The sequence below is a fragment of the Pseudolactococcus hodotermopsidis genome (assembly GCF_011170085.1).
Taxonomy (GTDB): domain Bacteria; phylum Bacillota; class Bacilli; order Lactobacillales; family Streptococcaceae; genus Pseudolactococcus; species Pseudolactococcus hodotermopsidis.
In genome coordinates, this window is the sequence record NZ_BLLI01000023.1 from 18,356 (window position 1) to 30,729 (window position 12,374).

At 38.7% G+C, this 12,374-nt stretch carries 12 protein-coding genes; 2 read left to right on the forward strand and 10 right to left on the reverse strand.

What is annotated here, in order from left to right; translation table 11 throughout:
• Positions 1 to 14: 14 nt before the first annotated feature.
• The 9 genes from Hs30E_RS04980 to Hs30E_RS05020 form a co-directional block, all read right to left on the reverse strand.
• Positions 15 to 1,499 (reverse strand): P-loop ATPase, Sll1717 family, encoded by a 1,485-nt coding sequence (locus Hs30E_RS04980; protein ID WP_172208477.1) that lies wholly within the window; start codon positions 1,497 to 1,499, stop codon positions 15 to 17.
• Positions 1,500 to 1,559: 60 nt separating this feature from the next.
• Complete coding sequence (locus Hs30E_RS04985; RefSeq protein ID WP_172208479.1) at positions 1,560 to 2,270, reverse strand: enhanced serine sensitivity protein SseB C-terminal domain-containing protein; 711 nt, start codon at positions 2,268 to 2,270, stop codon at positions 1,560 to 1,562.
• Positions 2,271 to 2,273: 3 nt separating this feature from the next.
• On the reverse strand, positions 2,274 to 2,870 hold the full coding sequence (locus tag Hs30E_RS04990) for a dTDP-4-dehydrorhamnose 3,5-epimerase family protein (RefSeq protein ID WP_172208481.1): 597 nt from the start codon (positions 2,868 to 2,870) through the stop codon (positions 2,274 to 2,276).
• Positions 2,871 to 3,743, reverse strand: coding sequence for a glucose-1-phosphate thymidylyltransferase RfbA (gene rfbA / locus Hs30E_RS04995; RefSeq protein ID WP_172208483.1), 873 nt, complete (start codon positions 3,741 to 3,743; stop codon positions 2,871 to 2,873).
• A gap of 74 nt (positions 3,744 to 3,817) precedes the next feature.
• Positions 3,818 to 4,408 carry a VIT1/CCC1 transporter family protein gene (locus Hs30E_RS05000; RefSeq protein WP_172208494.1) on the reverse strand — a complete coding sequence of 197 codons (591 nt, stop codon included), beginning with the start codon at positions 4,406 to 4,408 and terminating at the stop codon, positions 3,818 to 3,820.
• Between the two features lie 229 nt (positions 4,409 to 4,637).
• On the reverse strand, positions 4,638 to 6,371 hold the full coding sequence (gene ezrA, locus Hs30E_RS05005) for a septation ring formation regulator EzrA (RefSeq protein WP_172208485.1): 1,734 nt from the start codon (positions 6,369 to 6,371) through the stop codon (positions 4,638 to 4,640).
• A gap of 161 nt (positions 6,372 to 6,532) precedes the next feature.
• Complete coding sequence (gene tsf / locus Hs30E_RS05010; protein ID WP_172208496.1) at positions 6,533 to 7,573, reverse strand: translation elongation factor Ts; 1,041 nt, start codon at positions 7,571 to 7,573, stop codon at positions 6,533 to 6,535.
• A gap of 89 nt (positions 7,574 to 7,662) precedes the next feature.
• Positions 7,663 to 8,451, reverse strand: a complete 789-nt coding sequence (gene rpsB / locus Hs30E_RS05015; protein ID WP_172208487.1) for a 30S ribosomal protein S2 — start codon at positions 8,449 to 8,451, stop codon at positions 7,663 to 7,665.
• 206 nt (positions 8,452 to 8,657) lie between these two features.
• Entirely contained in the window at positions 8,658 to 9,206 is a 549-nt protein-coding gene (locus Hs30E_RS05020; RefSeq protein ID WP_228461992.1) for a cysteine hydrolase family protein, read from the reverse strand.
• A gap of 91 nt (positions 9,207 to 9,297) precedes the next feature.
• Here Hs30E_RS05020 and Hs30E_RS05025 point away from each other — a divergent pair, with 91 nt between their 5' ends.
• Entirely contained in the window at positions 9,298 to 9,711 is a 414-nt protein-coding gene (locus Hs30E_RS05025) for an Lrp/AsnC family transcriptional regulator (RefSeq protein WP_172208491.1), read from the forward strand.
• A 24-nt stretch (positions 9,712 to 9,735) separates the two neighbouring features.
• Here the strand turns inward: Hs30E_RS05025 and Hs30E_RS05030 are convergent, their stop codons facing one another.
• Positions 9,736 to 10,209, reverse strand: coding sequence for a DUF2798 domain-containing protein (locus Hs30E_RS05030; RefSeq protein ID WP_228461993.1), 474 nt, complete (start codon positions 10,207 to 10,209; stop codon positions 9,736 to 9,738).
• Between the two features lie 296 nt (positions 10,210 to 10,505).
• Between Hs30E_RS05030 and Hs30E_RS05035 the strand changes: the two genes are divergently transcribed.
• A complete protein-coding gene (locus tag Hs30E_RS05035) occupies positions 10,506 to 11,969 on the forward strand; it encodes a DHA2 family efflux MFS transporter permease subunit (protein WP_228461994.1) in 1,464 nt (487 codons plus the stop codon).
• Positions 11,970 to 12,374: the final 405 nt, after the last annotated feature.

Sequence of the window (12,374 nt, forward strand, 5' to 3'; positions counted from 1 at the left end):
TATAGTACAATATTTTACTCTGAAACATCAATCAAATCAAAAATATTTTTTTGTCTTGGATACAACACTTTTCTGAAAGCTGGATGAATTTCCCACTCATAGCCATAATCTATACCACTAATACCAACCAGATAGTTATTCTCTTCATGATATTTTCTATCAATATAACCATTTTCAAGAACTTTTCGTGCGATGATAAAATTAATTTTATACAGAAAACCAATTAACTCATCTGCAGTCGCTTTTTCAGACTTATAGGAAAATCTATAATCTCCACTAGAAATAATGTTATTCATTTTTGTCATCAATTTCTCTTTACTGTAAACAAACAATTTTCCTGTTCTACGCTTATCTATTTCTGAAGTAGTAGGTTTCATACCCAACATAAGTTTCTCTATATTTTTAAGTTCATACTTATGCTCATTAATTGTATCTTTGAAACGATCTTGAGAGTATTTTTCAAAATTCTCTTCCCAATCCTCAGTCATAATCACTTTGTGTTTTTGCTTGTTTGCTGTTCGTGCTCCATAAGTACACAAATTAATCAAATCCCTAGGACGTTTTCTAATCAAAGTTAATAAAATTCTCCTAATGGGTTCATTATGCCATTTCCCACTGCCTTTAAATCTCAGTTCCATTATTTTTTCCAGATACTCTGTCATTTCATCTTGGTGCATAGCTAACAGTTTTTCTTCTGGGATAGTATTACCAAAATAGAGCTGAACTCTTTTAACTAACATTGCGAGCAATTCATGTTGTGTCCAACCTAACCAGATAACATTAGTCCCTATCTTATCCATTGATTCGTCTGCTACTTGAACTAGTGAAAAAACATCTGATCTCAAGCTTACCCTAAAAGCCAAGTTTTGTGATTCATTACTCATATCTCTCACTGCATTCAGCAATGCGGAAATCCTAGCAACATTTTCACGAGAACCTTCCCATGCTCTATCCAAATCATCAATATAAATTTTCACTTTTACAGAACTAGATTTCAGATAGGTATTAGCAATTTCTTTTTTTACCTCATCAATATCTACTCTATCTTTTACTGCTTTTAGTATGTCAGCTATTTTTTGTGCTATTTTTACACTCTTTTTTGCTAACGAGTTCACGTTGGCATTTTCAAAGTCTAAATCAAAATTTCCCAATACTTTTCTAATTATGAGTTCATCAAGCCCTTGTTTCCACAACTTAATTAATTCTAACGTATCTTTTTTATTCGAGGTCTTAGCAATATCAGCAATGTCATCCGGTCTAACCCATAGGCTAAGTTGACATTCTTTTTCATCTTCTAAAAACGATTTTTTAAATACAGCTGACTTACCAACCCCCTTTTGAGCAACAAGGATTCTCAATTTCATGTCATTATGTATTTGATTATAAACATCAGTTTTCAAAAAATAAGATTCAAATTTTCCAACTTCATCATCTTCTGCTGCTAAGGTTCCGAAAAGTTGTTCTATTTGACAATCGTTAAAATCAATTTTTTCGTTCATGCATCTCCAATCACAACAAACCTGCCGTCAGCCTCATCAAGCAACGACAACACTCATTCGCTATTTTTCATAAATCAAATACTCATCTTCTTCAAGGGAAAGTGTCGTTTCATTAACAAAATAAACTGGAAAAAGCGTCTCATCACTTTTCTTTTGATAGAGCTGCGCCAATTGCTCACTAATTTGAGCATTTATCTCTTGAATATTAGAAGTTGACTTTTGTTCAAAAGAAACGACATAGCTAAATTCATCGTCTTTGTTCATCAATGCCAGATAAATTTTTTCAATAGTATCAGTTTTTGAGGCAAAATCAACTAAAATTTCTATCAAATCAGCTGGTATTACCTTAGGCTTAGCAATTTTAACTGTGGTATCTTCAGTCATCACTCTTTCAGAAGAAAAAGTTAAACGATTAATCAAAACCGAGTCGGAATCTGGATTGAGCCAAAGTGCTTGAGCTTGTGGATAATGCTCAAAGATATTTGAAAAGTCTTCAAACTTGACACTAGAAAATTTTTCTTTCTTTTCCCAGCCACCTCTACGCTGAGAAGTATTAGTATAAGCTATCAGATAATCTTTATCTTGATAATGTCTAATAGCCACGTTGCCAGAACTATCATTTTCCAAGATAATCTCGTCTGCATTTTTTAGCCATGCCACAATTTTCTGAATGCCCTCAGCATTACGAGGAAAATTGAAAAAGTTTTGAATCTTGCTTTTTTCAGCTATATCAGTTGTCTTATTTTTCTTAAATTTATCCCAAAAAACCATACTTCATACCATCTCTCTCGTAAACGCCGTCACATCTTCAAGCAGGGGGTGTCCCTCATCTGCCGCACTTACCTCAGCATTGACGACATCTTCCCAGTCAATGCCAAGTGCTGGGTCTGCGTAGTTGACAAAGGCGTACTTGGGTTTGAGTTCAAGCGCCCAATAATCATTGACCAGATAGCTGTAAGACACAAAATCACTCAAAACTTGGAAACCATTTGCCACACCACGTGGGACGAAAATGCCTTTACTGGCATCAATGACCGTTTGATACACGTGACCAAAGCTTGCGCCCTCACGCAAATCAACCCATGCACCAAGCACACGACCATTGTCTGCAACTGAGATATATTTGTCCCAAGGCTCAGCGTGCAAGCCGCGCAAAACGTTTTTCCGTGAAAATGAGACGTTATTTTGCAACTTGCCCTCAGCGAAAAAGCTTTCTGGAAAGCCTAACGGCACCATTTTTTCCTTTTGAAAATTTTCCTTGAACCAGCCACGATTGTCGCCATGAACTGGGAGGTCAAATTCTAACATGCCTGGAATTTCAGCGATTTCACGCACAGCAAGCGTTTTTTCAAAAAAATTATCAGTCGTCATTTAGTCTGCCTCCACAAGTCGCAAGAGATATTGTCCGTATTCATTTTTTTTGAGCGGTTGCGCTAGTTCAATGACCTGTTCGCGTGTGATGTAACCCTTACGATAGGCAATTTCTTCCAAATTCGCCACTTGCACATTTTGCATACGTTGGACGGTTTCGATGTATTGCGCCGCCTCAAGCAATGATTCGTGCGTGCCTGTATCTAACCACGCAAAGCCACGTCCCATCAGTTCAACATCCAAGTCGCCACGTTTAAGGTATTCAGCGTTGACATCTGTAATTTCAAGCTCGCCACGTGGTGACGGTTTGATATTTTTGGCAATCTCAACCACATCATTATCATAAAAATACAGCCCCGTAATCGCATAGTTAGATTTCGGATTTTCTGGCTTTTCTTCAACAGAAACGGCACGCATATCCTTGTCAAATTCAACAACACCAAAACGCTCAGGGTCTTTCACTTGATAGCCAAAAACCGTCGCACCTTTAGTTTTAGCCGCCGCACGCGCCAGCATAGAGGACATGCCAGGACCGTAGTAGATATTGTCGCCAAGGATGAGCGCCACATTATCATCGCCAATGAAATCAGCACCTATGATAAAGGCTTGCGCTAGGCCATCAGGACTCGGTTGCACCGCATAACTCAGCGTAATGCCAAACTCCTTACCGTCGCCCAAAAGCTCCTCAAAACGTGGCAAATCTTGCGGTGTTGAAATAATCAAAATATCCTTAATTCCCGCAAGCATCAAGGTTGAAAGCGGATAGTAAATCATCGGTTTATCGTAAATCGGCATCAATTGCTTAGACGCAGCGCGCGTCAAAGGATACAAACGCGTACCCGAACCACCTGCTAAAATAATACCTTTTGTCATGGAAAGCCTCTTTCTTAATCTCTAAAGTTATGTGTCTTAATTATATCATATTTCAAAATTTTTTTGTCATTTTCTTAAAACGCTTTACCAATAACAAAAGTAACAAGCATGGTCAAAGAACCCACCACGATATTTCGGATAATTGCAGGGCGCTCAGGCGAATCGCCCAAACGCGCACTCGTCAGACCTGTGATAAAGAGCGCCACGATAACAATCAAAACGGTTGCAATAACGCGAACACTGCTCGGAAATAAAACAACAGATAGCATTGGAAACAAAGCACCAATCGTAAAGGAAATAAAACTTGAAGCTGCCGCATGCCAAGGATTGGTATATTGTCCGACTTCGACGCTGTATTTTTCACGAATAAAATCAGCAAACGCTTCGCCTACCAAGTCAGTCTGCGCTTGTTCGTGGTCAACAACTGCAATTTCAGCATCACGTTGGGTACTGACCGAAACATATTCGCCACCCGCCATGGAAAATGCTCCCGCAAGCACAGCTGAAATACCTGATAGCAAAATCACCCATAATTTATCAGTCGCCGTTGCCACACCAATCACGACACCCGCAACTGAGATAATACCGTCATTTGCCCCTAAAACGCCCGCACGTAAAATATTGACTTTTTCAGCCAAACTTTGTTTCTTAAAATCAGTTGTCATCATCATACCTTTCTTAAATTTCCACCATGATATACTCATTTATTCAAAAAAAGGCTAACACTTTTGATTATTTTCCGTCATTTCATCGTTTGACTGAGGGCATCTTTCACCTCTCTTTGTGTCGCAACGTGGCTTAGTTAGCTGAACTAACGAAAAATAACTCAAAAGTACGTTATCCTTTTAGTTGATTTAAGTACAAAAGCCCGCTTAAACGAGCTTTTATTATAATTTAGTAGCGATAATCCGGTATCACTTTGTTATTGTGGTAAACCTTTGCAATACGCTCACTTGCGCCAGGTTCAACCGCCTCCAAGGCAGATGAAATTTCATCAAATGAGGCAGTATAATTGCGATCACGTTCAAATAATTGATAGGCACGCGCAATACTCTTAGCAACATTTTCATTTGTTGTCTTATAGCGATTCGCATACTGCATCAAGTCCTCAGCGATACGCGCCTTGTCAACCAATTCATCGGTCACATCCTTAAGCGACACCAAGTCTTCCGACGTGACATCGACCAAATGGTTCACACCGTCAATATTGATTTTAACCTTGTTCAATTCCTTAAACAAGTTCTGCACGCGTTCAGACGTATTGAAAAATTTATCCAAATAGGCTTGTGGCAAGCCAGGCAGATTGCGTTTTTCAACGTAACGTTTGAGTATCCTAAGTTCACGGTCAAATTGATCCGCCATATCTTGCGCATTTTTCTCTTGCTTACGCAAATCTTGCAAACCGTTGCTAATTTGCAGTTGATTCTTTTCAATCTCATCAAGCGTGCCAATAATCGTCTCGACTTCTTTATTTAGCACACTATAAGGTTGCGCATTTTCTTGAATCACTTCAAGCAGCTCTTCTGAACCAACTTCAAGATGTTCCAATTGCTCTTGGTAACCACGAATCAAGCCCATTTCATTGCCAGTCAAAACATAAGCCTGCGACACGTGGTCAATTTCTAACAAAAGATTTTTGTTATTGACACGTGTATGCGTGATATATTCTTTGATAATGCCTGAATTTTTGGCAACATCGTGACGCGCCTTGTACTCATTTTGGAAAACATCATACAAGCCGTCAAGAATCAATTGAATTTTCTCCAACTGCTCATCAGCACGATCAAGCTCAAAGTTTTCGATATAAAGTGACGTTTGTTTCAAGTCATCGCGTACTTCTTGCAAACGTTCCTCAACTCTGACAGATTCAGGCAATTTGAAATCCTGCGCCAAAAGCTGTTGATACCCTTCTTCTAGCTCATCCAATTGTTTCGGATATTTCTCATTTAATTCATCAATCAAGCCTGGAATCCGCTCAGCAATTGCTCCTAAGGCAATCGTATGCTCCTCTGCTGTTTCCAAAACTTCTGACGCCTCAATCGGATCGCCTGTCGAGTTCAACTGAACAAATTGCGAAAATTCCGTTTCGATATTATCAAGTTGTGCTTCAAGCTCAGCAAGCGCAACACCATAACTTTCAGCATTATCCGTGATTTCAGCACGCAAAATCTCATACAAATCAAGAGAATCTTGAATCTTTGAGGAATTTATCGTTTCTTGCTTGGTCAGCTCGGCAATCCCCTCACGGATAGCCTCAACATCCTCCTCCATCAACTCAATTTGAGTTTCAGAAGTTGCGACAGATTCCTTAGCACGCACAAAATGAAAAGAATCATTGAGTTGCTCAGCTTCAAAAATATGATCCTCCAAATCCGCAAAAGAATTTGACGATAAATCAACCCATTTTTGATTCCATTCACGGAAAATCGTCTGACTTTGCCCAACCAGATGAAGTTTTTTGACAGCCTCAATTTCTTCTTGCACTGGTAAATCAAATAAATCTTCCTTACGCTCCTCAAGCGAAATAATCCGATCTTCTATTTTTTTACGCGAAATCATCGCAAAAATGTAAAAAATGACGATGATTGCGAGCAGTATTGCTATTACGATAATGATACTTTTAGGCATTATTTTTACTCTCCATAAGGGGTTTGTATTCTTGATTAAAATCTATCCAAAATCGTGTAAACGAATTTGCAAATTACGTGTTTCATTATACCATATTTAGGCAAAAAAATACACCGAAAGTTGAAATTCGATGTATTTTCTGTGTTCTTTTTTTATAATTTTTAATTTTCAAGTGCCGCAGCCATCGTTGCTTGCACTTCAGCCTCAAAGTTATTGGCAGCTTTTTCGATACCTTCGCCAACTTCAAAACGAACAAAAGTTACCACTTTAGCGTTTTTAGACTCAAGGAATTTTTCAACAGTTTTGCTATCATCCATGACGTAAAGTTGCGCCAACAAAGCATTTTCTTGGTCGATTTGTGTATTGTCAATGCGGAATTTCGCCAATTTACCAGGCAAGATTTTATCCCAAATTTTCTCTGGTTTACCCTCAGCCTTGAGTTCTTCTTTGAATGCTGCTTCAACTTCAGCCAAAACATCGTCCGTTAATTGCGAAGCTGAGCCAAAACGTGGCACTGTCAAGAAAGCTTTACCAGTACGTTTGCGGTCTTCATTTTCAATCTCAATACGTGAAATCAAAGCAGTCGTTTCGCTGATAACAAAATCGTGGTCAAGTTCATCAGCAGCCAAAACGCTAGGGCTCATCGCTGCAACGTGCATAGCAACTGCTTTTGGAAGTGCTTCATCGCCGCCATCAAGAACCGTCAAAACGCCGATACGTCCACCATTATGTTGGTAAGCGCCAAAGTTTTGGTCATCAGTTTTTTCAAGCAAAGCAAAACGACGGAAAGCGATTTTTTCACCGATTGTTGACGTTGCTTCAACATAAGCCTCTGCCAAGGTTTTACCAGCTGCCGTTTGGATAGCAAGCGCTTCTTCAGTGTTAGCAGGCTTGTTTTTAGCAATCAATTCTGCTGTTTCGTTTACCAATGTGACAAATTGATCGTTTTTGGCAACAAAGTCAGTTTCAGAGTTGACCTCAACAACCGCTGCAACATTTCCATCAACATACACACCAGTCAAGCCTTCAGCGGCAACGCGATCAGCTTTTTTCGCAGCTTTCGCAATCCCTTTTTCACGGAGCAAATCAATCGCTTGATCCATATTTCCATCAACTTCAACAAGCGCTTTTTTTGCATCCATGATACCAGCGCCAGTTTTTTCACGCAATTCTTTTACTTGAGCTGCAGTAATTGCCATTATATTTCTCCTTTTATTTAGAAAAAGAGGACTGAGGCGTAGGCCTCGCCCTCTTTCGATTGTTTTTCTTATTCGCTGATTCTAGCTAAATTTTAAGCATTAGCAGAACCTTCAACAACTTCTACCAATTCTTCGATTGATTCTTCAGTTGCTGGTGCTGCTACTTCAGCATTTGCATCTTCAGCTTCAACCGCATCCTCTCCTTGACGACCTTCGATAATGGCATCGGCAATCTTACCAGTGATGAGTTTCACGGCACGAATTGCATCGTCATTAGCTGGGATAATCACGTCAATCGGATCAGGATCTGCATTTGTGTCAACCATAGCAACAATTGGAATGTTGAGTTTATTCGCTTCTTGAACAGCAATTTGCTCTTTATGTGGATCCACGATATAGATAACATCTGGAATACGTGGCATATCAGCAATCCCGCCCAAGAATTTTTCAAGACGGTCGCGTTGCTTATTCAAAAGCACCACTTCTTTTTTAGGCAGAACGTCAAAAGTACCGTTTTCTTCCATCTTGTTGATTTCTTTCAAACGCGCGATACGTTTTTGAATCGTTCCCCAGTTTGTCAACGTGCCACCCAACCAACGGTGGTTGATATAGTATTGACCTGAGCGAATCGCTTCTTCTTTAACCGCTTCAGCGGCTTGTTTTTTAGTCCCAACAAAGAGGACGATTGCACCGTTTGCAGCAGCATCACGTACATAATTGTAAGCATCATCTGCCATTTTAACTGTTTTTTGCAAATCAATAACATGAATACCGTTACGTTCTGTAAAGATGAACGGTTTCATTTTTGGATTCCAACGGCGTGTTTGGTGACCGAAGTGAACACCCGCTTCGAGTAGTTGTTTCATTGAAATGACTGCCATGAGCTAGTCTCCTTTTAAAATAGTTTTTGCCTCTCTCGACCCTCAACTTGTACCGCAACTATTGCTAGCACTACGATACAATCCTGTCAAAATGTGGTTTAGTTGTTTTACAACAACCATTTAATTATACCTTATTCGTTTGCATTTAGCAAGTTATTTGTTGAAAATTTTTTAATATCATTTCCCTCTTGATTTATTCACTTAAATTAGTTTAAATTATGTAAAAAAGTTTGTGTTGACTTAATCTCTGCAACATTCGCCAAGGTCTTAATAACACTTTGCTGAATCTGAGTTGCCGACTTTATTTTGCCATCAATTTCCAAATCTCTTGTTGCTGTTGCGTCATGAATAAGAATCGGTTGATAGCCCAACTTTGCAGCCACAGGCGTTGTTGCAGCGATACACTTATGTGTCATCATACCACAAATAACGAGCTGTTCAATGCCAAGCATGTGTAGCTTTTTCTTGAGTCTCGTTCCTAAAAAACTGTTTGGAAAACACTTTCTAACAACAATTGTTTTGTTATCAACTTTTAAAGCAGCATGAAGCTCTGCACCCGTCGTCCCTTTACCAAAAAAATCGGCATTTTTACCATATTTGATATGCTGAATATAAATGATTGGCTGATGTGTAACTCGAAACCTCTCAATCAAAAGAACGACATTTCCAAGCGCCACGTCAGCACCAACCAAGGGGAATTTTCCACCCATAAAATAATCATTTTGCACATCAATCACTAAAAGCGCTTGTTTCATCACTACCTCTTTTCTATCTAATCAAGTATAATAGATTTAACGATTGCTGTACAGAGTTTCATGAAAGGATTCTGTTACTCAGACTTTCACAATGAAAGGATTTATTTTGGATAAAATTGATAAGAAAATTCTAAGATTATTACAACGTGATTCTCGCCTAACAAATAAAGCGATTGGCGAGCAAATTCACATGACTGGTCAAGCAGTCGGTTTACGCATCAGAAAAATGCTCGATGAGAGCATTATCGAAAATTACACGATTTCAATCAAACATCCTAACAAACAATTCATCCGCATTTTTATGGCAAATAATCGCTTCAACGAATTTGAAAATGTTGTCAACACTTTTGAAGAAATTGATGACTTTTACAAAATCTCAGGACAAGCCTGTTACATAGTTATCGCACATTTTACAACTGAAAATCTATCAAAATTTATCGAAAGAATTTCAAATTGGGGACGTTATAGCGTTGAAACAGTCGTGAGTGATAAGAAAAAAGGATAATTCATCCTTTTTTCTTAACTCAAATCAAGCTTTCGCATCCAATTTAATGTGCATTTTATGTAAAACAAAACGGGCAATGGGCTGGGCAATAATCATCTCAACAAATAAAGAAATAGCAAAATTTCTAGGCCAACGATAAAAGAAGTTCTGTACTGGCTCCAATGTAAAAGATTTCGTGCCTATCCATGTTGCGACAACAGTCAGTAAAATTGACATCATCAGCACATTGACCAAAATATTAACCGTAATTTGTGAATTAAAGCTGTCTTTTTCATGCACAATTTTCTTCGCCAATTTTGAGGCGGGAGCATTCGTCAACAAAACAAAAATAACGACAGCAACCCAAATAAAAGGCAAAATAGCAAGTGTATTTTTCCAAGTTTGGAGACTAAACCCAATCTCAAAACAAGTAATCAATGGCGCAATAATATTGACCGACAAAATCGAAACAATCGCTAAAAATAGTGCAAACTCTTTGCCGTTGCGGGGCAGTTTCATGTGAAATTCCAAGATAAAAATCCTCTTTTCTTATTTTTACCACAAAAAAATAGCACAAATCCCTAGGGACTTACGCTGATTAATTATACGCGGTAATTAACTATATTATAGCATTTTTTTGAATCTTTCGCTAGTCAAATTTTTATAAAAACGTTTTCATCAAAAAATCACTTACGAAAAATTTTTATTTCTGTTACACTAAGAAAGTTGCCCTTATACTGATTTTTAAAGTGACTCAGTATAAAACTAGGTATCATGCCACATAAGCCATATACCCTTTTTCAGAAAGGATAAAAATGACTGAAAAATACCACAAAAATCACCAGATGAAAATCATGCTCGGCCTCCTCATTGTAGGCTTCGTCGGCATGTTTTCAGAAACAGCACTCAACGTTGCCGTTGCTCAAATCATGAGCGATTTCCAAATTGACACGGGAACATTTCAACTCTTGTTCACAGGTTATCTCCTCATGATTGGCATCACATTGCCCTTATCAGGACTTTTGACCAAACTTTTCACGACACGTACACTTACTTTTTCTGCCATGTTTCTTTTCATCATTGGCGCACTCATTTCAGCACTTGCACCGACTTTCGGCTTGCTATTAACAGGTCGCTTGATTCAAGGTATTGCTGTCGGCATTAGTTTACCGCTCAACTTCGTTGTCCTCCTTGCTATCTATCCACCCGAAAAACGCGGTGCCGCGATGGGCTTAGTCGGACTCGTTATCATGTTTGCACCCGCTGTCGGGCCAACATTATCAGGTATTTTAGTCGCCACATTAGGCTGGCGCTTTATTTTTTGGGTCTTTATCCCTGTTTTACTTATCGCCTTTTTTATCGCCCTAAAATTCTTGGAAAATGTTTCAGAAGTCACAAAACCGCAGATTGATTTCATGTCGATTATCCTATCAATCCTCGGTTTTGGCGGACTCGTTTTCGGTGCTAGTTTTGCAAGCGAACAAGGATGGGGGGCCCCTATCGTTATGATTTGTCTACTTGTTGGTCTTATCGCAGTCATCGCCTTTTGCAAACGCCAACTCAAACTGGACAGCCCTATTCTCAATATCCACACTTTTACAACTTCTGCTTTTGCCATTGGTACATTTCTGATTGTGATAACATTTGCCATTATTCTCTCATCTATGTATCTGATTCCCATGCTCTGGCAACAAGGCCTTGGTTTGGCTGCTGAACAAACTGGATTGATTATGCTGCCTGCTGGTCTTGTCAATGCAGCACTCTCCATTCTTGCAGGACGACTTTTTGATAAACATGGCGCTCATCTACTTGTCCGTATCGGCTTTGTCATTACCGCTATCGGTGCTGTGATGTTGGTGCTGACACCTCCCACTCCCAGCCTTTTTTACGTGTTAGCAGCTCATATTATCATGATGATCGGTATTCCACTTATCGTTTCGCCCGCACAAATGTATGCTTTGAACAGTTTACACGGTCCGATTGCGGCTGACGGTAGCGCTATTATGAACACCTTACAGCAGATTGGTGCTGCTCTTGCGACAGCGATTGCGACCAGTTTCTTGGTATTTGGCGCTCACGGCAAAACCGTTTCAGAATTGTCCAAAAATGATTTTATCTTAACATCACATCTTGGTTTTGCTTTCATTTTAGGCTTGACCCTTATCGGTTTAATCGTCTCATTCAACGTTGTCCACGACCATAAAGTCAAGGAAATTGTTATCGAAATCGACGATGATAAACACATCGAAGAAACAATCGAAGTCGACTATTTCGATTAAAACCCTTACACAAATTTTAAAAATCTGTTATAATTAACTTAATTGAAAAGCTCAAGCGTAAATCCAGATTCACATTTGGTTTGCGCTTTTTTGTATGGAAGTTTACAATAAGATTCTTTTTTTAAGCAGTCGCCCATTCAAATTTTTGAACAGATTTAAGCGCCATTTCCACACTAATAAATTTCTTTTTATTCATAACGAAAGAAATATTTTCTTAGCTTACGCCATAATATTCCAAAGTTTCTTTTATGTATCAAAAGTAATTTTATTTTCTTTAATAGACTTCTCCCAAAAATAAAAAAATTTGTTATACTATAGTCATGAACTATGAATCCCTCAGCAAACTCAGCGATAATCATTTTAAACGTCTAGTTGGCGTTAAACGTCCAACCTTTGAATCTATGA

Coding starts and splice junctions, on each gene's coding strand:
- Hs30E_RS04980 (WP_172208477.1), bottom strand. CDS start 1,499: ATGAACGAAAAAATTGATTTTAACGATTGTCAAATAGAACAACTTTTC.
- Hs30E_RS04985 (WP_172208479.1), bottom strand. CDS start 2,270: ATGGTTTTTTGGGATAAATTTAAGAAAAATAAGACAACTGATATAGCT.
- Hs30E_RS04990 (WP_172208481.1), bottom strand. CDS start 2,870: ATGACGACTGATAATTTTTTTGAAAAAACGCTTGCTGTGCGTGAAATC.
- rfbA (WP_172208483.1), bottom strand. CDS start 3,743: ATGACAAAAGGTATTATTTTAGCAGGTGGTTCGGGTACGCGTTTGTAT.
- Hs30E_RS05000 (WP_172208494.1), bottom strand. CDS start 4,408: ATGACAACTGATTTTAAGAAACAAAGTTTGGCTGAAAAAGTCAATATT.
- ezrA (WP_172208485.1), bottom strand. CDS start 6,371: ATGCCTAAAAGTATCATTATCGTAATAGCAATACTGCTCGCAATCATC.
- rpsB (WP_172208487.1), bottom strand. CDS start 8,451: ATGGCAGTCATTTCAATGAAACAACTACTCGAAGCGGGTGTTCACTTC.
- Hs30E_RS05020 (WP_228461992.1), bottom strand. CDS start 9,206: ATGAAACAAGCGCTTTTAGTGATTGATGTGCAAAATGATTATTTTATG.
- Hs30E_RS05025 (WP_172208491.1), top strand. CDS start 9,298: ATGAAAGGATTTATTTTGGATAAAATTGATAAGAAAATTCTAAGATTA.
- Hs30E_RS05030 (WP_228461993.1), bottom strand. CDS start 10,209: ATGAAACTGCCCCGCAACGGCAAAGAGTTTGCACTATTTTTAGCGATT.
- Hs30E_RS05035 (WP_228461994.1), top strand. CDS start 10,506: ATGACTGAAAAATACCACAAAAATCACCAGATGAAAATCATGCTCGGC.